General features: G+C 60.7%; 30 protein-coding genes and 1 tRNA gene. 12 read left to right on the plus strand and 19 right to left on the minus strand.

Annotation, left to right across the window (positions count from 1 at the left end; translation table 11 throughout):
• Positions 1–249: 249 nt before the first annotated feature.
• Positions 250–1,782, plus strand: a complete 1,533-nt coding sequence (locus NKH33_RS09390; RefSeq protein ID WP_352919060.1) for a peptidoglycan DD-metalloendopeptidase family protein — start codon at positions 250–252, stop codon at positions 1,780–1,782.
• Between the two features lie 96 nt (positions 1,783–1,878).
• Here the strand turns inward: NKH33_RS09390 and NKH33_RS09395 are convergent, their stop codons facing one another.
• Entirely contained in the window at positions 1,879–2,754 is an 876-nt protein-coding gene (locus NKH33_RS09395) for an ATP-binding protein (RefSeq protein ID WP_352539745.1), read from the minus strand.
• Positions 2,755–3,047: 293 nt separating this feature from the next.
• Between NKH33_RS09395 and yajC the strand changes: the two genes are divergently transcribed.
• From yajC to NKH33_RS09415, 4 genes are read left to right on the plus strand one after another with little or no spacing between them, the layout of a single operon-like run.
• On the plus strand, positions 3,048–3,389 hold the full coding sequence (gene yajC, locus NKH33_RS09400; protein ID WP_352451381.1) for a preprotein translocase subunit YajC: 342 nt from the start codon (positions 3,048–3,050) through the stop codon (positions 3,387–3,389).
• Positions 3,390–3,440: 51 nt separating this feature from the next.
• Entirely contained in the window at positions 3,441–5,993 is a 2,553-nt protein-coding gene (gene secDF, locus NKH33_RS09405) for a protein translocase subunit SecDF (RefSeq protein WP_352919062.1), read from the plus strand.
• Between the two features lie 15 nt (positions 5,994–6,008).
• Complete coding sequence (locus tag NKH33_RS09410; RefSeq protein WP_352470434.1) at positions 6,009–6,398, plus strand: Mth938-like domain-containing protein; 390 nt, start codon at positions 6,009–6,011, stop codon at positions 6,396–6,398.
• Between the two features lie 25 nt (positions 6,399–6,423).
• Complete coding sequence (locus NKH33_RS09415) at positions 6,424–7,251, plus strand: phytoene/squalene synthase family protein (protein WP_502895719.1); 828 nt, start codon at positions 6,424–6,426, stop codon at positions 7,249–7,251.
• A 26-nt stretch (positions 7,252–7,277) separates the two neighbouring features.
• Here the strand turns inward: NKH33_RS09415 and trmFO are convergent, their stop codons facing one another.
• From trmFO to NKH33_RS09430, 3 genes are all read right to left on the minus strand, one after another.
• A complete protein-coding gene (gene trmFO, locus NKH33_RS09420; protein WP_352500862.1) occupies positions 7,278–8,687 on the minus strand; it encodes a methylenetetrahydrofolate--tRNA-(uracil(54)-C(5))-methyltransferase (FADH(2)-oxidizing) TrmFO in 1,410 nt (469 codons plus the stop codon).
• 363 nt (positions 8,688–9,050) lie between these two features.
• A complete protein-coding gene (locus NKH33_RS09425) occupies positions 9,051–9,191 on the minus strand; it encodes a DUF1127 domain-containing protein (RefSeq protein WP_023678914.1) in 141 nt (46 codons plus the stop codon).
• Between the two features lie 48 nt (positions 9,192–9,239).
• A complete protein-coding gene (locus NKH33_RS09430) occupies positions 9,240–9,380 on the minus strand; it encodes a DUF1127 domain-containing protein (protein ID WP_091596947.1) in 141 nt (46 codons plus the stop codon).
• 222 nt (positions 9,381–9,602) lie between these two features.
• On the opposite strand from NKH33_RS09430, the gene NKH33_RS09435 reads away from it, so the two are divergent.
• On the plus strand, positions 9,603–10,721 hold the full coding sequence (locus NKH33_RS09435) for a DUF2157 domain-containing protein (protein WP_352919064.1): 1,119 nt from the start codon (positions 9,603–9,605) through the stop codon (positions 10,719–10,721).
• Positions 10,718–11,302 carry a GDYXXLXY domain-containing protein gene (locus NKH33_RS09440; protein ID WP_352850152.1) on the plus strand — a complete coding sequence of 195 codons (585 nt, stop codon included), beginning with the start codon at positions 10,718–10,720 and terminating at the stop codon, positions 11,300–11,302. Before NKH33_RS09435 ends, NKH33_RS09440 begins: the two co-directional genes overlap by 4 nt.
• Positions 11,303–11,591: 289 nt before the next feature.
• Here NKH33_RS09440 and NKH33_RS09445 read toward each other — a convergent pair whose 3' ends face one another.
• Positions 11,592–12,296: a hypothetical protein gene (locus NKH33_RS09445; RefSeq protein ID WP_352919065.1), complete on the minus strand. Its 705-nt coding sequence runs from the start codon at positions 12,294–12,296 to the stop codon at positions 11,592–11,594.
• Positions 12,297–12,313: 17 nt separating this feature from the next.
• Positions 12,314–12,396 (minus strand) — tRNA-Leu (locus NKH33_RS09450).
• A gap of 112 nt (positions 12,397–12,508) precedes the next feature.
• Here NKH33_RS09450 and NKH33_RS09455 point away from each other — a divergent pair.
• Positions 12,509–12,859 carry a hypothetical protein gene (locus NKH33_RS09455; RefSeq protein WP_352919067.1) on the plus strand — a complete coding sequence of 117 codons (351 nt, stop codon included), beginning with the start codon at positions 12,509–12,511 and terminating at the stop codon, positions 12,857–12,859.
• Positions 12,860–12,867: 8 nt separating this feature from the next.
• Here the strand turns inward: NKH33_RS09455 and NKH33_RS09460 are convergent, their stop codons facing one another.
• From NKH33_RS09460 to NKH33_RS09485, 6 genes are all read right to left on the minus strand, one after another.
• Entirely contained in the window at positions 12,868–13,929 is a 1,062-nt protein-coding gene (locus NKH33_RS09460; RefSeq protein WP_352919069.1) for a tyrosine-type recombinase/integrase, read from the minus strand.
• Positions 13,930–13,931: 2 nt separating this feature from the next.
• A complete protein-coding gene (locus NKH33_RS09465) occupies positions 13,932–14,330 on the minus strand; it encodes a winged helix DNA-binding protein (protein WP_352704426.1) in 399 nt (132 codons plus the stop codon).
• 124 nt (positions 14,331–14,454) lie between these two features.
• Positions 14,455–14,841: a hypothetical protein gene (locus tag NKH33_RS09470; RefSeq protein ID WP_352919070.1), complete on the minus strand. Its 387-nt coding sequence runs from the start codon at positions 14,839–14,841 to the stop codon at positions 14,455–14,457.
• Positions 14,842–14,898: 57 nt separating this feature from the next.
• Entirely contained in the window at positions 14,899–15,306 is a 408-nt protein-coding gene (locus NKH33_RS09475) for a helix-turn-helix domain-containing protein (RefSeq protein WP_352919072.1), read from the minus strand.
• A gap of 93 nt (positions 15,307–15,399) precedes the next feature.
• A complete protein-coding gene (locus NKH33_RS09480; RefSeq protein WP_352919074.1) occupies positions 15,400–15,813 on the minus strand; it encodes a helix-turn-helix domain-containing protein in 414 nt (137 codons plus the stop codon).
• Between the two features lie 91 nt (positions 15,814–15,904).
• The gene (locus NKH33_RS09485; RefSeq protein WP_352919076.1) at positions 15,905–16,066 is read right to left on the minus strand and encodes a hypothetical protein; all 162 of its coding nucleotides are present in this window, start codon (positions 16,064–16,066) and stop codon (positions 15,905–15,907) included.
• A 51-nt stretch (positions 16,067–16,117) separates the two neighbouring features.
• On the opposite strand from NKH33_RS09485, the gene NKH33_RS09490 reads away from it, so the two are divergent.
• The 3 genes from NKH33_RS09490 (at position 16,118) to NKH33_RS09500 (ending at position 17,408) form a co-directional block, all read left to right on the plus strand.
• Positions 16,118–16,405 carry a hypothetical protein gene (locus NKH33_RS09490; protein WP_352919078.1) on the plus strand — a complete coding sequence of 96 codons (288 nt, stop codon included), beginning with the start codon at positions 16,118–16,120 and terminating at the stop codon, positions 16,403–16,405.
• 153 nt (positions 16,406–16,558) lie between these two features.
• Complete coding sequence (locus NKH33_RS09495) at positions 16,559–17,086, plus strand: hypothetical protein (RefSeq protein ID WP_352919080.1); 528 nt, start codon at positions 16,559–16,561, stop codon at positions 17,084–17,086.
• A 184-nt stretch (positions 17,087–17,270) separates the two neighbouring features.
• Positions 17,271–17,408: a hypothetical protein gene (locus NKH33_RS09500; RefSeq protein ID WP_352919082.1), complete on the plus strand. Its 138-nt coding sequence runs from the start codon at positions 17,271–17,273 to the stop codon at positions 17,406–17,408.
• A gap of 143 nt (positions 17,409–17,551) precedes the next feature.
• On the opposite strand, the gene NKH33_RS09505 is transcribed toward NKH33_RS09500, so the two are convergent.
• Together NKH33_RS09505 and NKH33_RS09510 are read right to left on the minus strand one after the other, a co-directional pair.
• Positions 17,552–17,752: a hypothetical protein gene (locus NKH33_RS09505; RefSeq protein ID WP_352919084.1), complete on the minus strand. Its 201-nt coding sequence runs from the start codon at positions 17,750–17,752 to the stop codon at positions 17,552–17,554.
• A gap of 125 nt (positions 17,753–17,877) precedes the next feature.
• A complete protein-coding gene (locus NKH33_RS09510; protein ID WP_352919086.1) occupies positions 17,878–18,693 on the minus strand; it encodes a GP88 family protein in 816 nt (271 codons plus the stop codon).
• 1,393 nt (positions 18,694–20,086) lie between these two features.
• Here NKH33_RS09510 and NKH33_RS09515 point away from each other — a divergent pair.
• Positions 20,087–20,332 (plus strand): DUF982 domain-containing protein, encoded by a 246-nt coding sequence (locus NKH33_RS09515; RefSeq protein WP_352901382.1) that lies wholly within the window; start codon positions 20,087–20,089, stop codon positions 20,330–20,332.
• A 216-nt stretch (positions 20,333–20,548) separates the two neighbouring features.
• On the opposite strand, the gene terL is transcribed toward NKH33_RS09515, so the two are convergent.
• The 5 genes from terL to NKH33_RS09540 all read right to left on the minus strand — a co-directional run bounded on the left by terL (position 20,549) and on the right by NKH33_RS09540 (position 24,571).
• Positions 20,549–22,273: a phage terminase large subunit gene (gene terL, locus NKH33_RS09520; RefSeq protein WP_352919088.1), complete on the minus strand. Its 1,725-nt coding sequence runs from the start codon at positions 22,271–22,273 to the stop codon at positions 20,549–20,551.
• 101 nt (positions 22,274–22,374) lie between these two features.
• Positions 22,375–23,859, minus strand: coding sequence for an SGNH/GDSL hydrolase family protein (locus NKH33_RS09525; RefSeq protein WP_352919090.1), 1,485 nt, complete (start codon positions 23,857–23,859; stop codon positions 22,375–22,377).
• A 14-nt stretch (positions 23,860–23,873) separates the two neighbouring features.
• Positions 23,874–24,131 carry a hypothetical protein gene (locus tag NKH33_RS09530; RefSeq protein WP_352704398.1) on the minus strand — a complete coding sequence of 86 codons (258 nt, stop codon included), beginning with the start codon at positions 24,129–24,131 and terminating at the stop codon, positions 23,874–23,876.
• Positions 24,132–24,398: a DNA packaging protein gene (locus tag NKH33_RS09535; RefSeq protein ID WP_352901394.1), complete on the minus strand. Its 267-nt coding sequence runs from the start codon at positions 24,396–24,398 to the stop codon at positions 24,132–24,134.
• Positions 24,395–24,571, minus strand: a complete 177-nt coding sequence (locus tag NKH33_RS09540; RefSeq protein ID WP_352901397.1) for a hypothetical protein — start codon at positions 24,569–24,571, stop codon at positions 24,395–24,397. The genes NKH33_RS09535 and NKH33_RS09540 overlap by 4 nt, the downstream gene beginning before the upstream one ends.
• Position 24,572 lies beyond the last annotated feature (1 nt).

The raw sequence follows: 24,572 nt of genomic DNA on the forward strand, positions 1-24,572 counted from the left end.
CATAAGAGGTCGCGGCAGTTAAAGCTATGGCCGGGGTAGGCCGGTGCTCACGTACCCAAAAGTACGCTCCGCTCCGGTTCTCGGAACCCACCATTTTCGGCTCCGCCTGACCTGAATCTCGACACACCCGGCGCTCGATCCTCGAATATTTTAAGAAAATTTGCGTCTGATTCTACAGGTTTAACCGACCGGTAACATTAACGCGCTTTAATCACACTCAGTTGTACCGGGTCTGTGCGGGTTAGTGCGATGCAATTCAGTGTTTTGAAGGCAAACGGACGCAATCTGGCGCGTGGCTGCGCCGTCCTCATGATCGCAGGCGCTGCGACGGGGTGTAGTTCCCAAGTGGCGCGGTTCAACAGCGTCGACGACGTGTTCACCGCCTCGACCAACAACCAGCGCGCCATCATCGACAAGCAGGATGCTGCCCAGCCTTATCCGGGCGATGTTGCGGCCGCCCCGATCGACGGCAGCCACACCCAGTCGGTCAGCCGCTCAAGCCTCGAACCGGTTACGGCACAGCAACTGCCGCCGCCGGCTCCCGCCCTGGCCCCTGCCGCCCGCCCGGTGCGTACCGCTGCCGCGCCGGCCCTGGCGCCTGCCGCTCCTCATGTCGACAGGACGGCAACCGGCACCGTTGCTCCGGCGGCAAGGCCGTTCAAGAACGCCGAGCCCGACGCGCCGCGCATGGCGACGGCCGCCGGCGCACCGCATGCAACCGAGATCATCGTCAAGGATGGCGAGACCATTTCCGGCCTGTCGCGGCGCTACGGCGTGCCGGCGGATGCCATCATGAAAGTCAACGGGCTGAGCGCAACCAAAGGGCTGAAGACCGGCCAGAAGCTCGTCATCCCGGCCTATGCTTACTCGAGCAACGGAGCCGCGCCAAAAGTCGCCGACGCCAAGCCCGCGAACGGCACCAGGCACGACCAGCCGGCCGACGCGCCGGAGAAGGTGGCCGTGCTGCCGCAGCAACCGAAGCTCAGGGAAGGCAAGTCTGCCGCGCAGGTGGACGCCTCGGCTGCGGCGAGCCAGCCGAAGGATGGAAAGACCGCGCCCAAAGTGGCTTCGGCGACGGCCAAGCCAGCCGGTGCCGGCGGCACCTACACGGTTCAGCAAGGCGATACGCTGTCGGCCATCGCCAGAAAGACCGGCGTCGGCGTCGTCGCGTTGAAGCAGGCGAACGGCATGCAGGATGGACTGCTCAAGATCGGCCAGACCCTGAAAGTGCCGGCAGGCGGAACCGCTGTCGTCGCCGGCGCGAAGCCGGCAAAGGTCGATCCGGTGACGACGGCCACCACCCAGCCGCCTGCCAAGGCCACGCCGACGCAGACGCTCGCCTCCTACACGCCGCCAAAGAAGGACGCGAAAGTCATCCAGCAGGCCGAGGACGACGATGCGGTGGCGCCGGACGCAACGGGCATCGGCAAGATGCGCTGGCCGGTGCGCGGCCGCGTGATCTCAAGCTTCGGCGGCGGCAAGGACGGCGTCGACATTGCCGTGCCCGAGGGGACGCCGGTCAAGGCAGCTGAAAACGGCGTCGTCATCTATGCCGGTGACGGCCTCAAGGAATTCGGCAACACGGTGCTGGTACGGCACGAAAACGGTCTGGTCACCGTCTACGGCCACACCAGCTCGATCGAGGTGCAGCGCGGCCAGAAGGTCAAGCGCGGCCAGGAAATCGCCCTGTCCGGCATGAGCGGCACCACCGACTCGCCGAAACTGCATTTCGAAGTGCGCAAGAACTCGGCGCCGGTCGATCCTTCGACCTATCTCGAATAGAAGACGAAAGCGATTTGCGGGCCACCTGACCTTCAGCCCGCCGAGGAAGTCCGCTCCGCAAGGTGCGGGCTTCTTTTGTTGTTAGTCGTTGAGCGGCTAATCCTTGAGCGGCTTGCCGAGCCGGCCTGCCAGATCCTGGGTGAACTGCCAGGCGACGCGGCCCGAACGGCTGCCGCGCGTCGTCGCCCATTCCAGCGCCTCGGCGCGCAGCATCTCGGGATCGATGGCGAGATCGTGATGGCGGACATAGCCGTCGATCATATCGAGATATTCGTCCTGCGAACATTTGTGGAAGCCAAGCCACAGGCCGAAACGGTCCGACAGCGAAACCTTTTCCTCGACCGCTTCTGACGGATTGATCGCCGTCGAGCGCTCATTGTCGATCATGTCGCGCGGCAACAGATGCCGCCGGTTCGAGGTGGCGTAGAAGATGACGTTGGCCGGGCGGCCCTCGACGCCGCCCTCAAGCGCTGCCTTCAGCGATTTATAGGACGTGTCGTCATGGTCGAATGACAGGTCGTCGCAGAACAGGATGAAGCGGAAGGGTGCTGCCTTCAGCAGGCCCATCAGCTTCGGCAGCGTGTCGATGTCTTCGCGATGGATCTCGATAAGCTTGAGCGGCAGATCGAGCTTGGCCGAAGCGTTGACCGCGGCGTGCACCGCCTTGACCAGCGACGATTTGCCCATGCCGCGCGCGCCCCACAACAGCACGTTGTTGGCGGCATAGCCTGACGCGAAGCGCTCGGTGTTGTCGACCAATATGTCGCGGACGCGGTCGACCCCGCGGATCAGGCCGATGTCGACGCGGTTGACCTTGAGCACCGGCTCCAGATAGCCGGGATCGGCCTGCCAGACGAAGCAATCGGCCTCGCCCAGGTCGGTTTGCGGCACCGGCGGCGGGGCGAGGCGGGCGACCGCCTCGATCAGGCGGTCGAGCTTCTGGCTCAGGGTATCGATGGTGCTGTCCGTCATCTCTTGTCTTTTTTGTCTCGCGTTCAGGATGGTGCGGCAGGCCAACCTACCTGATTTCAGCGGTTTCGAAACTCGTCCCAAGCATTTGTTCGGGCATGATCTTTTGCGGAAACCGAGCGTCGCTTTTGGGGATCATCCTCTAACACGGCTCACCAGGCCGGAAAAGCAGCCGATTTGCCCGGCGGCGCAGTTGCATTGGCAACGTTACCGACTATATTCCGGCCAAATTTGGCGGGGCCGTCAAATTCCCAGAACGGTTAAGGCGGCTGTTTTTAAAATTCAGGAGTACCTCGATGTTCGTGACACCGGCATACGCCCAAGGCATCGGCGGGGACTCGTCCGCAATGTTTATCCAGATCGTGCCGTTTGCTCTGATTTTTGTGATCATGTATTTTCTGATCATCCGGCCGCAGCGCACGCAGCTGAAGAAGCGCGGCGAGATGCTGGCGGCGGTTCGCCGCGGCGATACCGTCGTCACCGGCGGCGGCTTGGTCGGTAAGGTGACCAAGGTGATTGACGACAACGAGCTCGAGATCGACCTTGGCGGCGGCACCAAGGTGACGGCGCTGCGCTCGACGATTGCCGATGTGCGCGTCAAGGGCGAGCCGGTGGCGAACCAGAACGCCAAGAAATAACCGAATTGTCGGCGGAACGATCCGCCAGTACGCCCTGACGGACGACGCCATATGCTTTATTTTTCGCGCTTCAAGATGATCCTGATCTGGCTGGCCGTGGCCGCCACAGTGGTCCTCGCTGCGCCCAACCTTTTTTCCGCCAGCACGCTGGCCAAGCTTCCCGACTGGGTGCCGAAGCGGCAGATGACGCTCGGCCTCGACCTGCAGGGCGGCTCGCACATCCTGCTCAGGATGGATCCGAACGATCTGATCAAGGATCGGCTGGAGACGACGCGCGACGAAATCAGGACGCTGCTGCGCGATGCCAAGATCGGCTATACCGGCCTTGCCGGGTCGGGGCGCACGGTGCAGGTCCGCATCACCGATCCCGCACAGATCGACGCCGCCAAGAACGCACTGAAGCCATTGACCAATCCGGTGGCGGCCGGCCTGTTCAGCGGCGGCTCCATCCAGGAGATGACCCTGGATGATTCCGAGGCCGGCCTGCTTAAATTCACCGTCACCGATGCCGGCATCAAATACCGTACGTCGACGGCGCTGACCCAGTCGATCGAGGTTGTCAGCCGTCGTGTCAACGAACTGGGAACGACCGAGCCGATCGTGCAGCGGCAAGGCGACGACCGCATCCTTGTGCAGGTGCCTGGTTTGCAGGACCCGCAACGGCTGAAGGAAATTCTCGGCCAGACCGCCAAGCTGACCTTCCAGATGGTCGACCAATCGATGCCGGTGCAGGATGCGCTGAACGGCCGTCCGCCGCCGGGATCCTCGGTGCTGTATTCGCAGGACGATCCGCCGGTTCCGTATCTGATCGAGAACCGCGTCATCGTTTCGGGTGAAAACCTCGTCGATGCCCAGGCGACGTTCAACTCGCAGACCAATGAGCCGGTGGTTTCGTTCCGCTTCGATTCCAAGGGGGCGCAGCGGTTCGGCCAGGCGACAGCGCAGAATGTCGGCAAGCTGTTTGCCATCATCCTCGACAATCAGGTGATTTCGGCGCCGCGGATCAACGAACCGATCCCTGGCGGTTCCGGCCAGATATCGGGGAATTTCACTGCCGAGAGCGCCAACGATCTCGCCGTGCTGCTGCGCGCCGGCGCCTTGCCGGCGACCCTCACCGTGATCGAGGAGCGCACGGTTGGCCCTGGCCTCGGCCAGGACTCCATCCATGCCGGCAAGGTCGCCGGCATCATCGGCTCGATCCTGGTGGTGGCGTTCATGTTCGTCGCCTACGGTTTCCTCGGCTTCCTCGCCAACATCGCGCTGGCGGTGCATGTCGCGATGATCGTCGGGCTGCTGTCGCTGCTTGGCGCGACGCTGACCTTGCCGGGTATCGCCGGTATCGTGCTGACCATCGGCATGGCGGTCGATTCGAACGTGCTGATCTATGAGCGTATTCGCGAGGAGCGACGTGCCGGCCGCTCGGTGATCCAGGCGATCGATACCGGCTTCAGCAAGGCGCTGGCGACCATCGTCGATTCCAACGTCACTTCGCTGATTGCCACCGTGGTGCTGTTCTACCTCGGCACCGGGCCAGTGAAGGGTTTTGCCGTCACCTATGCCATCGGCATCCTGACCACGGTCTTCACCGCCTTCACCTTCACCCGCCTGCTGGTGTCGATCTGGCTTCGCCGGGCCCGTCCGAAGGAGTTGCCACGGGCGCCGGTGACCTTCATTCCGCCGGGAACGAAAATTCCGTTCATGGGCATCCGCCGCTGGACGTTCACACTGTCCAGCGTGCTTTCGGTGCTGTCGGTCATCGGCTTCATGACCATCGACATCAATTACGGCATCGATTTCAAGGGCGGCTCGCTGATCGAGGTGCAGTCCAAGGCCGGCAATGCCGATCTGGCTGACATCCGCGGCAGGCTGACGGAACTCAATATCGGCGAGGTGCAGGTTCAGCAGTTCGGCGAGCCGAACGACGTGCTGATCCGCGTCGGTACCCAGGAGGGTGGCGAGAACGCCGAGCAGACCGTCATCGACAAGGTGCGCGGCGAGCTGCAGGACCAGTATGATTTCCGCCGCGTCGAAGTGGTCGGGCCGACGGTCTCGGGCGAGCTTGCCAAGCAAGGCACCATTGCCATGCTGGTCGCGCTGCTCGGCATTCTGATCTATGTCTGGTTCCGCTTCGAATGGCAGTTCGCGGTCGGCGCCATTGTTGCGACCGTTCACGACGTGGTCATGACGATCGGCTTCTTCGTCCTCACCGGCCTCGAATTCAACCAGTCGTCGCTGGCGGCGATCCTTACCATCATCGGTTATTCGCTCAACGATACGATCGTCGTCTATGACCGCGTTCGCGAGGATCTGCGAAAATACAAGCGAATGCCGCTGCCGCAATTGCTGAACAACGCCATCAACGAGACGCTGTCGAGGACGACGCTGACCTCGGTGACGACGATCCTGGCGCTGCTGGCGCTGGTGCTGTTCGGCGGCGAGGTGATCCGCTCGTTCACCATGGCCATGCTGTTCGGCGTCGTGTTCGGCACCTATTCGTCGATCTTTATCGCCGCGCCACTGCTTATCCTGTTCAAGCTGCGGCCGCAGGCCACAGCGTCGGACGAGGAAAAGCCGGTGGGCGGCGGCAAAGCCATAGCCACCTGACGGCTTGCCTCAAAAGTGGCCAAGGGCATCGTCATCCGCGAGGCGCATTTCCCCGGCCGCGCACCGGTCGAGGCTTACGGCAATGGCGGTTTCCGCTTTGCCGACATGTCGCATCGCGGCTCGCTGCTGTGCCTGCCTTCGGGCATCTATGGCTGGGAGCCGGCCGATCCGCTGGCGCTGACGGCAGCGGATTTCGCCAAGCTGTTCAACGAGGCAGACAAGGTCGAGATCCTGCTGGTCGGCAGCGGCAAGGATCTGAGGCCGTTGCCGGCCGCGCTGCGTGCCGCGCTGAAGGATGCCGGCATTTCCGCCGATCCGATGTCGACCGGGGCGGCTGTGCGGACCTACAATGTGCTGCTGGCTGAAGACCGCGCGGTGGCCGCAGCACTCATCGCCGTCGACTGACGTGGCCGAAAACACCAAACTCGTCATGGAGACGGTGCGCGCCGCTGATCATGACCGCTACCTGACCGCGCTCTACGCGCCCGAAGACAAGCGGGACGCGCTGTTTTCGCTCTATGCCTTCAACGCCGAAATTGCCGGCATACGCGACCGCATCCACGAGGCGCTGCCGGGCGAGGTGCGGCTGCAATGGTGGCGCGACGTCATCGCAGCCGAAGAGGATGGGGCTGAGGTCGGCCATCCCGTGGCGGACGCGCTGAAGGCGACTATTTCCGCCCACCATCTGCCCAAGGCCGCTTTCGAGAACATGCTCGAAGCGCGCATCTTCGATCTCTATGACGACCCGATGCCGTCGCGCAGCGACCTCGAAGGCTATTGCGGCGAGACTGCCGCAGCACTTATCCAGCTTGCGGCGATGGTGCTCGATCCGGTCGAAGCACCGCGCTTTGCCGAGCTTGCCGGCAGGGCAGGTTGTGCGCAGGCGATGACCGGTCTGCTGCTTCTGCTGCCGCTACATCGCGAGCGGGGACAGTGCTTTGTGCCGGCCGATATTTTGGCGGCGGCGGGATCCTCGCCGCAAGAATTCGTTACAGGTGACGGCGGGCCGGGCGCGGAACGCGCCGCTGCCGCGATAATCGCGCTGGCACGGGAACATCTTTCCGCCTTCGAGCAGGGGGCGTCCGCTCTACCGGTTTCGCTGCGCCCGGCGTTTCTGCCGCTGGCTCTTTCGGGCGCCTATCTCGACAAGATGGAGCGCGCCCGCCGCTCGCCTGTCAAGGAGGTGGCGCGGCTCTCTGTCCTGCGCCGGCATTGGCTCTTGTTCCGGCGCGCGACGCGGGGCTGGCCGGTCGCATGAAGGCTGCCGCGTAGCCAACCCGACCGTTATTCCGCAGCTTCCGCCTGGGAAGGCAGCCCCAGCCATTCGCGGCAGGCGGCGAGCGCGCGCGACGTTACCGCGTGCCGCTTGGCGACCGTCTTGTCCTTGCCACGCAGCCGCTTGCCTTCGATCTTCGGCGCGTCCACCGGCGGGAACAGGCCGAAATTGACGTTCATCGGCTGGAAGGAGCGCTTTCCCGGCTCATCGTCTGAAACGATATGGCCGCCGGTGATGTGGTTGAGCAAGGCGCCGAAGGCGGTGGTCAAGGGCGGCAGCGACGGCGCATGGCCAAGCCTTTCGGCGGCTGCAAAGCGCCCGGCGAGCAGGCCGATGGCGGCGCTCTCGACGTAGCCCTCGCAGCCAGTGATCTGGCCGGCAAAGCGCAGGCCGGGCCGCGACTTCAACTGCAGCGACGCGTCGAGCAGCGTCGGCGAATTGATGTAGGTGTTGCGGTGCAGGCCGCCTAGGCGGGCAAATTCGGCGTGTTCCAGCCCGGGGATGGTGCGGAATATGCGCACCTGCTCGGCGTGCTTCAGCTTGGTCTGGAAGCCGACCATGTTGTAGAGCGTACCCAGCGCGTTGTCCTGCCGGAGCTGGACGACGGCATACGCCTTTACAGACGGATTATGCGCATTGGTCAGCCCCATCGGCTTCATCGGCCCGTAGCGCAATGTCTCGACGCCGCGCTCGGCCATCACCTCAATCGGCAGGCAGCCGTCGAAATAGGGCGTGCCTTCCCATTGCTTGAATTCGGTCTTCTGGCCGTCGACCAGCGCCTGCACGAAGGCAAGGTACTGCTCCTTGTCCATCGGGCAGTTGATGTAATCCTTGCCGGTGCCGCCGGGACCGACCTTGTCGTAGCGCGACTGGAACCAGCAGATATCCATGTCGATCGTGTCGAAATGGACGATCGGCGCGATGGCATCGAAAAAGGCGAGCGCGTCGGCGCCGGTTGCTTCCGCAATCGATTGGGCGAGCGAAGGCGCCGTCAGCGGGCCGGTGGCAACGATCGCCTGGTCCCAGTCCGCCGACGGCAGGCCGGGCACTTCCTCGCGACGAATGGTGATGAGCGGGTGCGCTTCGAGCTTTCTGGTGACCGCTTCGGAAAATCCGTCGCGGTCGACGGCCAGCGCTCCGCCGGCCGGCACCTGATGCGCGTCGCCGGCGCTCATGATCAGCGAACCGGCCAGCCGCATTTCGGCGTGCAGCAGGCCGACGGCATTGGTTTGCGCATCGTCGGAGCGGAAGGAGTTGGAACAGACGAGCTCGGCCAGCCCGTCGGTCTTGTGCGCGTCGGTACCGCGGACGGGACGCATTTCATGCAGGACAACTGGAACGCCGGCTTCGGCCGCCTGCCAGGCGGCTTCGGAGCCGGCGAGACCGCCGCCGATAACGTGAATGGGGTTCTTGTCCATGAGCGCCGAAATAGTCGCTTGGCGCAAGGATTGCAATTGCCACGCGGGAGAATGGCTGACGGGGGAAGCCGCCCCAAAACAACAACACCCGCCGGGGGAGGAGGTCCGGCGGGTGTCGTTTTGTTGGTCGATCCTCGGGAGGAGGTGAAGATCGACCGTATTCGTCATCGCCGGGGAGGAGGTCGGCTTTGACGAAATTCCTTTCGCCATTTGAAAGGGCGCGAAACCCTTTTTAGAAACAGCGCCCGCCGGGGGAGGAGGTCCGGCGGGCGCCGTTTTTGTGGTCAACCCTCGGGAGGAGGTGAAGGCTGACCGTATCCGTCAGGGTCGGGGAGGAGGTCGACCCTGGCGAAATTCTTGTTGTTAGATCGCCCTGCGAGCGACCATCTTGATCTCGTCGCGGACGATGCCGAGATCGTTGAGCTGGCGGTTCGACAGGCGACCCAGCTCGGTAACCGTCTCGCGGTAGACGCGCCAGTTACGATAGTTGCGGATCAGGTTCATTGTCGTTCTCTTTTCAAAACTGGTTCGGGCCATTTGCGGCCCGAAGGATTAGACCGCCTTGCGGGCGACGTAGTGAATGTCGCTGCGGCTGATGCCGAGATCGGTCAGTTCACGGGTGCTCAGGCGGCTCAGCTCGGACACGGTGTCCCTATAGCGGCGCCAGTTGCGATAGTTGCGGATCAGGTTCATGGTAGTCTCGTTTCGTCTTTCTTTCGGATCATTCCGTCTTTGTGTGCACCGTGAAAATAGGTGGGGTCATATCGATTTGAAAGCGCTATTGGTGCATGGCAGCAATGCAAATTGTGCAATGCAGCATTAGCGCGCGTCCAGTTTTCCGCCCAGATCGGAAAATGCCGTTAGGTCAAACGCTTGGCCGGACGAGCTAAAAGAACCAAGGAAAGGGGGAGGGGCATGGCGAGCTATTCGTCACGGGTCAGGTCGGATATCGCGCGATGGCAGCAGGCCGGCCTGATCGACGCGCCGACAGCCGAGGCTCTAACGCGCGACGTCGAGGCAAACGAACGCAAATCGCTGAGTTTCGGCTCGATCCTGGCGATGATGGCGGCGCTGCTGTTCGGCGCGGCTATCCTGATCTTCATCGCCGCTAACTGGGAAGTCATCCCGCGGCTGGTGCGGGTCGCGGCACTTTTTGCCGTTATCCTTGCCGGCTATGTCGGCGGCGCGGTGTTGAAGATGCGCGACCATGCGGCGATCGGCGAAGCACTGTGGATCGTCGCGGCGGCGGCATTCGGCGGTTCGATCGCGCTGATCGGCCAGATGTATCATTTGTCGGGCGACGAGGCCTCGGCCTTGATCACCTGGGGGGCCGGCACGGCGCTGGCGGCGGTGGCGCTGCGCTCAAACCCACTGACCGTCGCTGCCGTCGGCATCGCCGATGCCTGGCTGTTCCTGAGAGGGTTCGACTACTTCCGGCGCACGGAATTTCCGCATCTCTTCGTGGTCATGGCGCTAATACTGTTCGCCGTTTCGTTCTGGACGCGCAGCCAGGCGGCGCGCCACCTGATCATCCTGTCGGTCCTTTTCTACCTCGTGCTGTTGGCCATGGAATACGACACGCTGCAAGTCGCCATCCCGCTCGTTGCCGCGTCGGTGCTGCTTTTTACCGCTGCGATCTTTGCTGCCGGGCCGGTCGAGAGGGTTTTGCAACTCGGCGGCAGGTTGCCCTTGCACGCGCTGATCGGCTTTCTCACCGGCCTGGCGATGATCCAATTCGAACTGGCGGATGAAAGCAGCTACAATGGCGGCTTTGCCATTGCCTCGGCTGTTGCGCTGGCCGGCATCATCGCGGCGATCGTGCTGGGCGGCCGCGAGAGCCGGGGACTGCGCTGGGTTGCCTATGCGGGCTTCGCCTTCGAACTCGCCATCATCTATGTGGTGATGCTGCAATCAATGCTCGACACGGCAGGCTTCTTCCTTGCGGCGGCGGTGCTGCTCGCCGTTCTTGCTTTCATTATCATCCGCATAGAAAGGCGCATGAACGCCTCGAACATGACAGGAGCGGCGGCATGATGACCGGCAAAAGACTGATCATCTCGGCGCTGGTCCTGGCGCTCGTCCAGATCGGCTTTCTGAGCTGGATCATCGCCGGACGCGCGGCGATCCTGCGCGATGGCAAGCAGGTCCTGCTCAAGGTCGAGCCGATCGATCCGCGCGATCTCTTGCGCGGTGACTACATTCTGCTCGGCTACGACATTTCACGCATACCGGTGAAACTGATCGGCAACATTCCGGCCGGCAAGCTTTCCAGCGAGGAAACGTCGATCGTGGTCAGGCTGAAGCAGGGCGCCGATGGCTATTGGGGGTCGACCGCGGCTTGGTTCGGGCAAGCGCCGGCGCCGGCAGCATCCGATGAAGCCGATATCGTCGGACACGTCTCCGAGGGCTGGAATATCAGCCAGGGAGCAACGACGATCGCGCCGGATTACGGCATCGAGCGCTTCTATCTGCCGGAAGGCGAGGGGATGGCGATCCAGAACGACATGCGGGTGCGGCCGTTCGGCATCCGCGTGGCGATTGCGGCCAACGGCACGGCGCAGATCAAAGCGCTGATGGATGGCGACAAGACACTGTTCGAGGAGCCGCTTTACTAGATCGCGCTACGGCCTTGGCAATGATCTCCTGCGCCAAGGCTCGGAGGAGCTTCGAGTGGCCTGCCACCCCAAGCTCGAAGAGCGAAGGGTGGTGCGGATGAAGGGACTCGAACCCCCACGCCTTTCGGCACTGGAACCTAAATCCACTTCTTTGAAGCTGATTGTCAACACAAAGGCCGCTAACGTATTGTTAGCGCAACGCTTTGGCTTCTGTCGACTAGGTGCAGGGATTGGCTGAGGTGCCCTGTGCCACGACTATGCCACAGGGCATGTCACAAGTTATTGGCGGTCAAATTTGCTCGATCATTCGAGCCACGATGTCGTGATCTCTGTAGCCCTTGACTGGGTCCCATCCTGAGAACATTTGCCAAAGAAATCCGCTGAGCCTGTCACCGTCATCCAGATCAACGGTGCTTCTTCCCACGGAATGGATCGCTCCCAACAATCGCTGGAAGAAGTCGAAAGCCTCATCGCTCTCGATATCCACATTATTCAGGACGTAACCGATCTCATCCCTGAAGACCTCCATCGCGATCATCAAATCGGAGACGTTATGGGGTTGGATTTTGTTCTGAAACGCATCCCACCGATTTTGATCCTGAGTGGCTTGGGCGTTGAAGAAAGCGCGAAACTCGTTCTGGCCCATCAGTTGATGGACGGTTTCCATCTTGAAGGCACCAACGGTCACCCCGACCATCGTGGCTAGGCAGTCCTGTTTGAACATTCGGTACTGGGTTGTGAGGCTCTTCTTCAGCCGCTTCCGTTTCTGCATCTCGGGAACGCGTACCAGTAGCCAATAGAAGACAAGACTCAGGAAAACTCCCACGCCGGTGTCGTAGGCTAACTTGTTCCATGCGGAAGCGTGACCGGAGGTAGGGCACACGCCAAAGCCGCAGAGTAGGTCCCGTGCGAATGGGTCTTCATTTCCAAGGGCAATCATCGATGCGCTGATGGCCAGCAGAAGCCAAAGAACTGGTGACAGATATTGCCCCATATCGACTTCCTAAATGGTGGTGCGGGTAGAGGGACTCGAACCCCCACGTTTTCACGCCAGAACCTAAATCTGGTGCGTCTACCAATTCCGCCATACCCGCTCGGTTTGTGGCACCGTGACACGTCTATGTCACAAGCCGTGTCACAAGTTCAAGGCCTTGGCACGCTTCTTCATGGGCGGTAAGGTTCCTTTCAATGCGGGGGGATGGTGCCGTGAAGAAATGTGCGCTCGTACTGGCTTTTTTGGGCCTGATCTCTCAAAACTCATTTGCTGAAGCCATAGCCGGGAGCGGGCTAGGGGTGCTCACATGCGCCGAGATCACGCGGATGCATAATCAAGACGACACAGAGGTTTACACATTAATTTGGGCGCAGGGATACATGAGTGGCGCAAACGTCGAGAGATTAGTGCGCCGCGAGAACACCCGGGATTTGGGAGCGGTGTCGCGCAGTGGCCAGAGAGCGTTTCTGCTAAACTATTGTGACAGACATCCGCTCGAACGCTATTGGGTCGCCGTGAAAGGCCTCATGGATAGTTTGCCAGAGCACCAGCTGGCCAAATAGTCACAACTTCAAGCCCGCTTCTTCACGATCTTGAGCTTGGCTGGTGTCGTCATCCGGTCGAGCGCGTCGGCCCCGACCTCAAGGTTCTTCGGGCTCAGCTTGACGTATCGCTGGGTAACCAGAAGGCTGGAGTGATCCATCCATTCCTTGATGCGGTTAGCATCAATCCCAGCGATGGCCAAGCGGCTGGCACAGGAGTGACGGAAGACGTGGAGTGGCTGGGTCACGTCGAGGTATCGCCCGCCGAGGTGTTCGTAGACCTTGGTGAGCTGGGCCACGGCCCACTTGTATTTGAAGTCGCCGAATGGCCGGTCGACGTTCGTGCTGTGGATGCGGCGGCGCTCCAGGGCCAGGGTGGCGCGCTTGGTGAGCGGGATGACGCCGAACGATCCGTTCTTCCTGTTCTCCAGCCGCAGCCGACCACCGTGGATGGTCTTCCAGTCGACCGTCAGGGCCTCCTCAATGCGCGCTCCGGTGTCGACGAGGAAGATGACGAGGTCATACAACTGGTCGAGCCCACGGTGCTTGAGGTGGGTGAGGATTGGGTCTTCCTCGCCAAACTCGAAGTAGTTGACCGAGCCGGCGCTCTCCCTGAACTTCTCGCAGTACGGGACGCCTGGGATGATCTCGCGCTGCACGGCGACACGCATCATGGTGCGGCCAGCCGAGACCTTCCGGTTGATGGTTGCGTTCTCGTTGCCCAGCGAGCGGCAGTGGTCGACGTAGCTGTAGAAGTCAGCCGACTTGATCGAGGTGATCAGGCGGGCGCGGCCTAGGAAGTCGGTGAACAGCTTGCCGTTGCGCACGAGGAAGCTCGACGCCTTGGCGTTCTTGGCTGACCACCGGGTCTTGGTGACCTCGTCGAAGAGATCGCCCAGCGTCTCGATCCGCCCGCCGCCCTGCACCGTGGAGTTGGTGGCCTCAGGCAGCGGGCGACCCATCTTGTCCGCATGGCGAGCGTCAGCCTCCCACGCCTTGGCCTTGGCCTCGGTCTCGAAGAAGGGCCGGTGACGGACACCGGACAGCTTGACATCGACTTGGAAGCCTTTGCCGCGTGGATTGACTGACATGCTCAGCTCCCTAGGATTTGGATGAGAGTGTTGTAGACGCGGACGCCTCGTGGGGTCAGCTTGACCCGCTTGAAGCGCCTGTCCATGGCGTCTTCGTACAGCTCGATGAGGCCGTAGCCGTCGACAAGTGCTGGCACCTGCTTGCCCGTTTGGGGGTCCTTCTGGAGAACCTTACGGGTCGGGCTGAGTGCGTCTAGGTTGCGAGTGATGGTGCCACCATCGCCAAGGTCGGCGCGCTGGCTGTATTCCCTGATGGTGAGGTCAGGCTGGGCCGCAACGTGGAGAAACAGGGCAATCTGGTTGGCCTGCATCTCCTTATTGAGCTTCCGGAACTCTTCAATAAACGCGATGAACTTACGAGCTGTCTTGTTCTCCACAGGCGTAGATATCGTCTTGGTCATGGTCTTGTCCTCTCCCTGCCATAGTCATGGCTTATGTAGGCTTATCCCAGTACCGCATCTTCTGCAACAGCGGAGATATAAGCCCCCGTAATCTCCGCTGTTGCGTCCTAACTAGGCTATCAAACTACGCTGCGAGCCGTTCCGCCAGGAGGCTCACAGGGTAGGCGTTCAGCTCGGTGATGCCGCTGTCGATCAGGGCCTCAGGAGCGGCAACCTTGACGACCTTAATGCCGCGTCGGGCTGCCTGATGGGTAAGCCAGAAACCATCGCGCTGGGTGTCCGCGACGGGCTCAGACATCATGTCAAAGGCGCTCGGCAGCATCTTGGAGAAATAGCCGAGGACCGTATCATACTCGTTAGGAACGTTCGGGCTGTCCCATGGCGAAGCGGGTATCTCAGCCTGAACGGGAGGTGCGGCGGGCTTGAAGGAACCTCCGCTCATAACCGTAAGAGCCTCTGCGATCTGCGAGAGGTGATGGATGATCTGTACTGCATGCACTGCGGTCATCATGCTATTCTGCTTTCCTGAGGGTGCGAGCGACCCAGAGCGGGGGCTCATGCCGGCTCATTACCGATCGTTAACATTTGTGTCTACGCGTGAACTGTCCACTTTGGACAGGTTAGAAGATGCTTGATTAACGAGCTGCTCAAGCTTCCCATAGAAGCCTTTGACAAGCGGCAGATCACTTCCGATTAGGAGTGGAATCGCTCGCCGGCCGTTTGTGACCACCTTCACCCTGCCAAGCTCCTCAAGGGCATGAATGTGGCGGATCACGGTGGTACGCGGCAGGCTGGTTGCCACAGCGAGAGCAGTCACATCCATAGGTCGCCGTTGGTAGTTCCCAAGTCGGATTGCCATCAGGACGATGTGCATGTCCCGGCTGGTGCCGAGCTTATCAAGTTCGGCGACAAGGTCGAGAACCAACTCGATAACGGCCACCCGCTTCAATCTTTCCTTGGCTGGTATGTTCGGCATTGGCGTGGTCCCTGCACTGGTCCTTTAGAAGGGCGTAATGCAGGGATGTAGGAGGCGCGAGGTTGCCTTCGTAGGGTCTCGCGCCTCTCCTAACTATGCCACTTGAAGGTGGTATCGAGCGTACTTCTGCCCGGTGTGGTCCAGCTTCAGCTCGGTGATGATCTTGTGCCCGAGGCGCTTCAGTTCGAGGACGCGGGCCGGCAACTGGCGACACCGCAGCACCCCCTGGGCTTCGAGCGACGTGATGGCACCCTTGCGGCGCAGGAGAGCGAGGACCGACTTTGTCATGGGTGCGGTCGGTTCCTTGGCGTCGATCACCTCGAACTCGTCGGGGTAGAGATTGGCGGTGGTGCCCGTGGAGCTGACGGCTTCAACCAGCCCATGAAGGTCTGGCTCGGTGATGGTCACGGTGCTGCCCGTGGCGAAGCCATCGGTATGGTCGGCCCACGTCGGCTCGATGATGCGGATGCGCTGGCCTTCGAAAAATTCATTCTTGAGCTTGAACATTGTGCTGTTGCCTTTGAGAGTTGCTGAATATTTGGACCCCGGTAGACCGCCCGAACCGGGCAGCCGACCAGAGGCAAGGAATGTGCCACCATTAGTTGAAGCGGGAGCCGACGACTTCCCAATACTGGCCGCAGCGGGTGCGCCGCTTGGTCAGCTTGGTGCCGTAGGTGGCCGGCCGGAACTCGTCGAGGTAGCCACGGAGGAATGACAGGGCCTTGCCCTCGTTGAAGAACTGCTCGTTGATGGTGTGCATCGTGATCTCCTGTTCTTGCTCTGTTCACGTCGAGGCCCTATTTGCCCTGGCATGAGCGAGATCGAGTTGAAGTTGAGGTGGAGGCGGACGTGGGATGACCATCCCGACGACTTCTCGGGCTTTGCCGAGGAGCAGGGAGTAGGTCGCATCTACAAAATGGCTGGCGGCCCACAGGGTCGCCGCTGGTATTGGACGATGAATGCCATGATCGGGCACACAGGCTTCAGCCACGCAGGGTTCGAGGACACCCCGCGCGAGGCCGCGAGGGAAGTCGAAGAAATCTGGTTCACTAGGGGTGTGGCAGTGCTGGCCCGGAAGGTAGCCGCAAAGGGCAGCTGACGGGAAGCTTGCGCGAAAGCCAAATTTGACCGTACAGTCAAATATCGCTTATTATGCGTTAAACGTATTCATTTGACGGTGTCCGTATCGTCTGGGGTCGGTTAAGGTTTACGTACACTTGACGCGGGAGGCGAATTTCGTTATAGTCGAGTAATGGCACACCCTATCGAAAAACGAATCGCAGAGCGTCAATCGCAACTCGAAGACATTGACGCCCAGATTAAAGAGCTTGAGATGTCACGGCACGCCCTCAGGGCGGAAATCGCCGCGTACCGCGATGCACTGCAATATCTGAACCCACAGTCGAGTGGCCCTCGAACGCGCCGGGCGTCGGCATCGCGCGAACGCGGGATTTCCAGCCAATGGGCACAACTTCTGTCTTTAGCGTCCGATGAGGGAACCAGCGAATTTGGCATAGACGACATTGTGATGGCTGGCGACATTATCGGACACCCGGACATGAAGCGTCCAAGCGTACGTACGCAAGCCGCAAACATGGTTACGCGTGGCGTCCTTGAACGCGTAACGCCCGGAACATTTCGGGTTACAGAAAGCGGCAAGAAAGAAATCGCGGAGTCGTTGCCTCCGAACGAGAATGGGGAGGCAAGTGCCCCCCCAGACGTCGAACAGGATTACAGTCCTGTTCAAACTCCCAACCCGACCGGCGCGGTCTTCGATTAAGGAGTATCCCATGTGGCAAGCCGAGTTGTTACACTAAGCAGGGCTAAGGCTCTGCGTTAGCATCCGAAGCTCGGGTGCCGTGGCCTTTTGGCTACGGCACTTTACTAGCAGTAAAATTCGAATCAGTCAACGTTTTCTGCAGCTTGATCCTTGCGGAAAACTCAACCCTTTTATGGAAAAAATCATGACGAAAAAGCAATCTTCACCAAAGGTTTCGAGTCTTGCCGGAAAAGTCCTGTCCGGCGCAATAAAGCCTAGCAAAGCCCAGATCGCCACCTTGGCAGCCTCCGCGCTTAGCCAGGATGAGAAGAAGGGGAAGTAATTCCCGCCTCACTAGATGGACGGTACGCGTAATGCAGCGCGTAGGGTTTCGGATCACTCCGGAGACGTACGCGCTGCTCTCGCTTTTGGACCTTCCCGAAATTGGGCGCGTAGGCTTACGGGGCGAAGTAGGTGCGCGGCGGCTCATGCCGGCTTGTCCCATGAGAGATCGAACACGCTGACGAAGAACTCGGCCTCGTATTTGTCGCCCACGGCCTTGACGTACACCCTGTTGCGGCCGGTCTTCTCCCAGCCCGTCACGATGTACTTCTCGTCGCGGAATGACGTGACCTCGTCGCCGACTGCGACCGGGCGACCATCCTTGTGGAATAGGTGACGGTTCATGACCGCACCTCAGCGATGAACGCGGCGACACAGAAGCCGGCGATGAGAGACCAGAGAACGGCAGCGGTTGCGTATTCCATAGCGGAGCCTTTCGATTGAACGGAGAGTGTCCTTTAGCGGAGACATTAGTCGATAACAAAGCCGGAGCTGTCGCGCTTAGCGTCATTGCCCTTGGCGTAGAGGCCGACGACGTGCGTTGCGCCCTTAGGGTCAAGGAAGCGCATGTCGGTTTCGTCGCCGTCAATCACCTCGACACCCTCAAAGCCATCTGCAGCGGCCATGTAGCTGTCGCGGATTGCCTTGGTGCGGAACACGACCGCCACGTTCACCTTAGACCATGTCGCGGCCATCTTGACGGCGTCGGCATAGGCGCGGCTTGCCTCGCTATAGGACAAGGTGAGCGAATAGTTGGCCGGCAGCGCCTTAGAGACGCGCTTGTAGACCTTGGTGTAATCGTAGAATTGCACCTCAGGGAACGCCTCAAAGATGGACGCGAAGCGCTGGCCGTTGCGGTAGCAAGGATGCGCGGTTTCCCAAAGTATGTCCGACGTGCCATTAAGGCGCACGGCCGGCTTAAGACCATGCTTGGCAGCCTTGCGGGCAAAGCGACCGATATCCCGCACCAATTCAGCTAGGAAGGCTTCGCGGCTGGCGAGGTATCGTTGTGTCTTGGCAATGCGCGCCAGATTGATGTTTGGCGTGTAGGAAGCGCGGCCAGCCTTGACCAGACAGCCGCCGCCGTGGCTCGGATCACAGCCGGCCAGCGTGGCCATGCTGCAGAGATTAGCGCCGCCAGCCATGCGGGCCGGTGCCAAGTACATAATGGCGGTTACAAACTCGCCAGCTTTATCGCCCTTGATAGTCTTGGCGTTGCCACCGGAGCGAACCGTTGCACTGTGGAAAGGCTTCATCTGATTGACCCTTAAGATGTTTCCAAGCATGTCCTTAGGACAAGCCAAGAAACACCATTAGGGAAACTTGCGTTCCCCTTAGGTGTTTGTTGCTGGCCTAACGTGGTGGCCTCTATATGCTTTCCGATTGCTTCGGCTGTGGTCATCTAAGACCTATTCAGCGCACGGGCCAGCATTTACAGGCCTAGATGCAATCCCTCATGGTCTTAGGTGCCATTCGGTAAACCCCGGTCTTTCCCGGCGTCCGAGGCGACAAACCTCAGGTAAGCCCTTGGTGGGCAGTGTCGGCGATCTCTCTGGCCCTTGGCCCCGGCCGAAGCGCCATCCGCTCCGGTGTCTCTTTCTCCCATAGCGGAGACGTTGGCGCAAGCGGAGAAAACAATAGATGCGGAGAAATACGCCGATATGATGCCTATTATTAGTTAAGCCATTGATTTTGCTGCCAAAGAAAGTTTGAAGAAATCTTCGAATATTCGCTAGGCACCGCTCCCAGCTGATCAAAATGACCCTGTTTTGAGCCCTGTTTGAGAGCCCAAGTCGCATGGATTGTGTAATGATATCAGGCACATAGCCGAGGTGCTAAGGCCTTGATTTGGGGCGCCGGTTGCCGATGTGCGTTGCCGATCATGCTTGGCTTAGGTGGAAACCGCATGCCTGCCCGCGCGTGCTGTATATGGGACAGGATCAATGCACCTCATGGATTGTGAAGGTGGGCTTAGGTTGTGCTGATGGTTGTGATGCATGGAACGTCAGGCTATAGCTCACGTCATGTAATACCGTAACAGGCAAAAGCACCGATTGGCGAGGGAACGCCTAGGCATTTGTTCCTATGCCCTTCACATGCCCATTTAGAGCCTGTTTAGAGCCCCATCAGGCCCGCCCTAGGCCTTGCCATGGTCCTATGATCCAGTCCGAATGCGTATGAAATCAACCGGTTAGGCGCATGCTGTGGCACAAGCTGTGACCTAGGGTGCGACACAAGGCCAAATCGAGGGGAACCGAAGGGGGCACGGGGGGAGTCGCGCGCTGCCGTATATCTGATGGGGGTCACGGACTTTTGTACCAAACATTCCGGTGCCCCTAGAAATCTGCTATCCCAGCGATGTGGCTTCAAAGGGGGTACGGAAATGGTTGTCGCCTATGTCGTAGCGGCTATCGTCTCGGGCGTGATCAGTTGGTTTATCATGCGCCGATTTCGTGGATGGATTTGTGGGACTGTTGCGTTCGCTTCGGCCTTGATCTGCGGATGGGTCGCGGGCTGGGTCCTCGGTTGGTCAATGCTCCAGGCTGAGGATTTTGACGTCGGGTCAAAGGAAGCAGCGCTGCGCGTGGTTGGAATGACGTTTTGCTATTCGGTGTTTGGAGCGGCGGCTGGTCTTTGGGCTGGACGGAAAGCCCGGAAGCCTCTTCCAAGCTGACCCCTATGGGTCTCCATTGGTTCTACCCTCCGGTCTGCGTAAGGGGTGATCGGCCCGGCGTGAGGTACGGAATCACCCACGTCGAGGGTGCATCCGAGCATCTCCTCAAGTGGACCAAGCGTGGCCCGAGGTGGAACCTAGCGGTGCGCGTATGTGTAGCCGCACTGGCCGATGAGGTTCCCCCAGAGGAGGCCCGTAAGGCATTCCTGGCTGCTGCCAAGGAGGAGAAGATGTTCCTTCCTGATGTCTAGGGTCTCCTGGGTCCCTCTGCCCCGTAAGCCCACCCTGGGGGAACTCCAAGGCAGGCTCAGGTGGCTATCAGGTGGCACTGAAGGGTCCCCTTAAGGGTCCCTCTCAGGTTCCACTTAAGGGTAACCTTAAGGGGGAGAACCCTTAGGGTAGTGCCACTGTTCACCCTATTCAATCTAGGGGTATCTGAGGGGGTACAGCGAGGCTTTAGCCGAGCCTCACCGTTGCCCCATCCAGTTGGGACCAGACACAGCAGACCCTCCCAGAGCATTCTCCATGAACCTAGCCAGCTCTGCATCGAGCAGCTCGGCCTTACGCTGGTCAGCAGCCACGGTGGTGTTCCGAGACATCCATTCCAGCCAGTAGGCAACACAGCCAGCCAGGGCATCGAGCCTGTCATCATGTGCCAGGGCACCACGGGCTCTGGTGATCCGGGTCATCTGGTAGAACAGCCGGGTCTTGTTGACCTCGTCAGCCGGTAGGTTCTCTGTGCTGAGGTAGTCCTTCTCGATGACCGTCTCACACACCACGAGCCTGTGCTGGTTCATGATCGGCTCCAGGGTGTCGATGATCCTGGCCTCCTTCTGGGTCTTCGACCACTCAGCATCCTCAATGAGGACCGGGTAGAACACCGCGGATTTGGCCCTTAGGAGCTGGGCGAACATGCCGTCACCGAAGTTGGGCTCGACCTTGATGATGTTGACGCCCTGGTCGCGGGCCGTGGTCAGTATCTTGGTCAGGGTGTCATCGCCGTAGCCGGCCGAGCGCACCGCGCCCATAGCTGTCAGGTAGAGGGTGCCGTGGAGCATCTTGACGACGGCCCAGGCGGTCTCGTCCTTGCCGCGTCCCGAGGGATCGACGAACATGGCTGAGCCCTCGTAATCGAGGTAGTCCTTCTCGATGAAGATCGGGCGGTTGTAGCGGTCACCGGGCAGCCCCACGTTGGGGAGCTTCTCGTGGACCTGTTCAGGGCCTGAGCCCCAGACCACAGACCTGGGAGCCTTCTTGGGGTTGAGCCCCATGACGATCAGGTCGGACAGCTTCAGCGGGAACTTGTCCTCGTCGGAGAGGCTGGTATCCAGCATGAACTGCAGCGAGAAGCCCGAGCGCCCATAGGACAGCTCACGTTCACTTAGGTCGACGTCATTGAACCGCTCAGGGTCGCTGGGGTCACCCACGCGGCCACTGTCGAGGTCCAGCTCGCGGCCGATGATCGGGGCAAGTCTCGAGCCGTACTTGGCGCGGCGCTCCTCGTCGGGATAGCGGGCCGGCCAGATGCGGACGACATAGCCACGTTCGGGCAGCTTATTGTAGATCGACTGCTCGGTCTGAGGGGTGCCGAGGAAGATGATGCGCCCGCCTGGGGACAGAACCGCGTCGAACTCCTTGATCTGCTCGGCGAGCTTGTCACGCTTGAGCTGGGTGTCGGAATTGTTCGGGACTTCGATGTCGTCGGCGATGATGTAGTTTGCGCGTGATCCGGCGATCTGGGAGGTGATCCCCAGGGACTTCACAGAGGGGGCGTGGGAGGCAGCAGCCGGGTGGACGTCGAATGCCACCTTGGACATCCGATCGTCGCCCTGTGGCCTCAGGTGGGCCAGCAATTCCATCTCGAAGATGAGACGGAGGGTGAAGGTCGAGAAGTCGTCCGAGCGCTGCTTCGAGGCCGAGATCACGAGGACTTTGGCCTGGGGGTCGCAGTAGAGTATCCAGCAGACGAAGGCCGAGGTGACCCAGGATTTGCCGACGCCACGGAAGGCTTCAATGATGAGGCGTTTCGGGCCGTGCTGAAGGAATGAGGCAATGTCGTATTGAAGCTTCGTGGGCTTCGCGTTGGGCAGGACGTGCTTCCACACGAGGAACAGGAAGTTCCGGAAGTCGTCGCGAATTGGATCTCGTTCCGTCGACAAATGCGTCGAGGAACCAAGGGATTTCTTGGTCATCAAACCTTTCGGAAAGGGGGTAGGGAGCGCTCAGGACGAGCGTTGTGAGCTTGGGGGCTGTGGGGTTGCTGAGCGACCTAGCGCTCGTCCTGAGGCGTCCGTTAAGCCGCTATGAGCGACTCGATTGCAGGCTTGAAGGCGTCTGCCCAAAGCTGCTGGCCGGCATCGTTGAAGTGGACGATGTCGATGTAGTAGTTCGCGGACCAGTAGGCGAACTGCGGGATGTCGAGTTCCACGAGGCGCTCCGCATACGTCGCGTAGTTGGCGCGGAGCCAAGTGTTGTACGAGGTCCGATAGGTCTCCTGCTGCGTGGTCGCGGTGTCCCGGTAAGGGATCGTTGCGGCGATGAGGAGCTGGCTGGCGTGGATGCCGTTCGCGTAGCTCTGGAAGTCAGCGATGAGCTGCGCGTCCGTCCTACCGTTGGTGATGTCGTTGATGCCTGGGCCACCCATGCAGACGATGTTCTTGGTGAACGCTGCATCGTACTGGTTGGTCACGCGACCGGCGACATTCGTCACCATGTTGCTGAGGTACTGACCGCCAACGGCCATGTTGACCGCGTAGATTGGCGTCGACAGCGACTGGATCAGCTTCTTCGTCCACGTCTGGTTCTTGGAGTGGCCAGAGCCCTCGGTCCTGCTGTCGCCGTCGAAGACGACCTTGACAGTGGACGAGGTGACAACGTTGCACTGGGCCTTGAGGGCGGCTTCGACAGCCAGGCATTCGGCATCGGACAGGGCTGCCGGATAGGCAACGTAGGCGATGATGTCGAACTCGCCATCGTAGCTGGTCGGTGTGGTGGCATTCCACCTGCCGAAGCCCTTGCCGGTCACGTTGCCGGCCACAGGGGCCGTGCCCACGAGGAACAGCGAGCCGTTGACGCCGAACTGTTTGCCGGTCGGACCACCTCTCCAGCGGAGAACATGCTGGTTCAGAGGCGGCACCTTCCGGGGACCCGTGCGGGTGTCGTTGAAGGGCGTGGTGTTGTTGCCCCTCAGGCCGACGTTTGCCGTCGTGGTGAACAGCGAAAGGGTCGTCGCATCTGCCGGCATCGAGCCGAAGTAGTTGTCGTTGAGAGAGAAGTTCGGCGAGAGCAGGTAGAACTCGGTGAAGTTCTCTTTGGCGACGGTCGGGCCGGTGGTGCAGGCCGTGAACTTCGAGCTTTGGTTCTGGACCAGTGCGGAGCTGTCAAACGAGATCGACGGTGCGCCGTTGTAGAGGACCTCAGGGAAGACACCCGGCTGGTTGGCCTTGGTCGCCTGCTCTTGGTGGAAGCCGTTGCCGGTCTGATCGTACCATTTGCGCAGCCCCAGAGAGCTGGCCCCACGGAACGATGTGGCGGCGGCGGTGTCGAAGTATTTCGAGCCGAAGCTGATGTCCTGCTCAACGTCGTCGACGGCGCGCTGAACCCGGATCGCTGGGCCTGAGTAGGCGGCGAGAAGCCTCGTCGTTCCATAGACGACTGCTGGGGCTGTCGAGAGGACCGGCAGATAGGTCGGATCGACAACGACCGGAGGTGGCTCGGCCGGTGCTGCGACCGAGGTAGAGGACCACAGGACGTCGCTTAGGACGCCCCTGAAGAACATGTAAGGGACGCCCATTAGTAGATTGCAGCCACGATGGTGCCTGAGGTGAACTCTCCGGTCTTCACGCCAACGCGGAAGTACCAAGCCGAGCCGGACACGCCCGTCTTCTCAGCGGCAGCCGTAAACTTGTCGATGTCGAACCATGTAGCGGCGTCCTTGGACCGCTGGACGGTCACTGTTGCGACGAATGTGCCGCTGATCGAGACGTCAAAGATGTTGCCGGACTGGATCAGGACAGCGGGGGTGAAGGTGTTCTGTGCGGTGATGTTCACTTAGTGTCTCGCTTGCTCGTCATGTTCAGAGCCGTCGAACGGGAGGCTCGCGGCGATGTCGTTGACCACCTTGTTGGTGTTCGGGGCGACGGTCGTGTTGGTGTCCTTGAGGAACTGTCGGATCACGTTCAGGGAGGCGGCGTCGGGGCTTAGCCGAACGATCTCGCCTTCCTTGTCCATGACGGTCTTGCCCTCGGTGATGAGCTTGCTCAGCTCACCAGCGAAAGCATCGAACAGGGCGCTCAGGGCCTTGTTGTCGGTCTTCATTTGCTGTCCTTACGGAGGATGTCTTTGGTTCTTCCGATGATCTGAACAACGAGCCAGATCGTGCCCAGGATTGGGGCGATGATCGCGGCCCCGTCAGACACGGAGTGGAGCATGGGAAGCCAGACAGGGCTCGCGACAGCAGAGATCGCCACGCCTGCTGTGGTGTTGTCCAAG

Source organism: Mesorhizobium sp. M1182, assembly GCF_040318335.1.
In the GTDB taxonomy this organism is placed as follows: domain Bacteria; phylum Pseudomonadota; class Alphaproteobacteria; order Rhizobiales; family Rhizobiaceae; genus Mesorhizobium.

Coding starts and splice junctions, on each gene's coding strand:
- NKH33_RS09390 (WP_352919060.1), top strand. CDS start 250: ATGCAATTCAGTGTTTTGAAGGCAAACGGACGCAATCTGGCGCGTGGC.
- NKH33_RS09395 (WP_352539745.1), bottom strand. CDS start 2,754: ATGACGGACAGCACCATCGATACCCTGAGCCAGAAGCTCGACCGCCTG.
- yajC (WP_352451381.1), top strand. CDS start 3,048: ATGTTCGTGACACCGGCATACGCCCAAGGCATCGGCGGGGACTCGTCC.
- secDF (WP_352919062.1), top strand. CDS start 3,441: ATGCTTTATTTTTCGCGCTTCAAGATGATCCTGATCTGGCTGGCCGTG.
- NKH33_RS09415 (WP_502895719.1), top strand. CDS start 6,424: ATGGAGACGGTGCGCGCCGCTGATCATGACCGCTACCTGACCGCGCTC.
- trmFO (WP_352500862.1), bottom strand. CDS start 8,687: ATGGACAAGAACCCCATTCACGTTATCGGCGGCGGTCTCGCCGGCTCC.
- NKH33_RS09425 (WP_023678914.1), bottom strand. CDS start 9,191: ATGAACCTGATCCGCAACTATCGTAACTGGCGCGTCTACCGCGAGACG.
- NKH33_RS09430 (WP_091596947.1), bottom strand. CDS start 9,380: ATGAACCTGATCCGCAACTATCGCAACTGGCGCCGCTATAGGGACACC.
- NKH33_RS09435 (WP_352919064.1), top strand. CDS start 9,603: ATGGCGAGCTATTCGTCACGGGTCAGGTCGGATATCGCGCGATGGCAG.
- NKH33_RS09440 (WP_352850152.1), top strand. CDS start 10,718: ATGATGACCGGCAAAAGACTGATCATCTCGGCGCTGGTCCTGGCGCTC.
- NKH33_RS09445 (WP_352919065.1), bottom strand. CDS start 12,296: ATGGGGCAATATCTGTCACCAGTTCTTTGGCTTCTGCTGGCCATCAGC.
- NKH33_RS09460 (WP_352919069.1), bottom strand. CDS start 13,929: ATGTCAGTCAATCCACGCGGCAAAGGCTTCCAAGTCGATGTCAAGCTG.
- NKH33_RS09465 (WP_352704426.1), bottom strand. CDS start 14,330: ATGACCAAGACGATATCTACGCCTGTGGAGAACAAGACAGCTCGTAAG.
- NKH33_RS09470 (WP_352919070.1), bottom strand. CDS start 14,841: ATGATGACCGCAGTGCATGCAGTACAGATCATCCATCACCTCTCGCAG.
- NKH33_RS09475 (WP_352919072.1), bottom strand. CDS start 15,306: ATGCCGAACATACCAGCCAAGGAAAGATTGAAGCGGGTGGCCGTTATC.
- NKH33_RS09480 (WP_352919074.1), bottom strand. CDS start 15,813: ATGTTCAAGCTCAAGAATGAATTTTTCGAAGGCCAGCGCATCCGCATC.
- NKH33_RS09485 (WP_352919076.1), bottom strand. CDS start 16,066: ATGCACACCATCAACGAGCAGTTCTTCAACGAGGGCAAGGCCCTGTCA.
- NKH33_RS09490 (WP_352919078.1), top strand. CDS start 16,118: ATGAGCGAGATCGAGTTGAAGTTGAGGTGGAGGCGGACGTGGGATGAC.
- NKH33_RS09495 (WP_352919080.1), top strand. CDS start 16,559: ATGGCACACCCTATCGAAAAACGAATCGCAGAGCGTCAATCGCAACTC.
- NKH33_RS09500 (WP_352919082.1), top strand. CDS start 17,271: ATGACGAAAAAGCAATCTTCACCAAAGGTTTCGAGTCTTGCCGGAAAA.
- NKH33_RS09505 (WP_352919084.1), bottom strand. CDS start 17,752: ATGAACCGTCACCTATTCCACAAGGATGGTCGCCCGGTCGCAGTCGGC.
- NKH33_RS09510 (WP_352919086.1), bottom strand. CDS start 18,693: ATGCTTGGAAACATCTTAAGGGTCAATCAGATGAAGCCTTTCCACAGT.
- NKH33_RS09515 (WP_352901382.1), top strand. CDS start 20,087: ATGGGTCTCCATTGGTTCTACCCTCCGGTCTGCGTAAGGGGTGATCGG.
- terL (WP_352919088.1), bottom strand. CDS start 22,273: ATGACCAAGAAATCCCTTGGTTCCTCGACGCATTTGTCGACGGAACGA.
- NKH33_RS09525 (WP_352919090.1), bottom strand. CDS start 23,859: ATGTTCTTCAGGGGCGTCCTAAGCGACGTCCTGTGGTCCTCTACCTCG.
- NKH33_RS09535 (WP_352901394.1), bottom strand. CDS start 24,398: ATGAAGACCGACAACAAGGCCCTGAGCGCCCTGTTCGATGCTTTCGCT.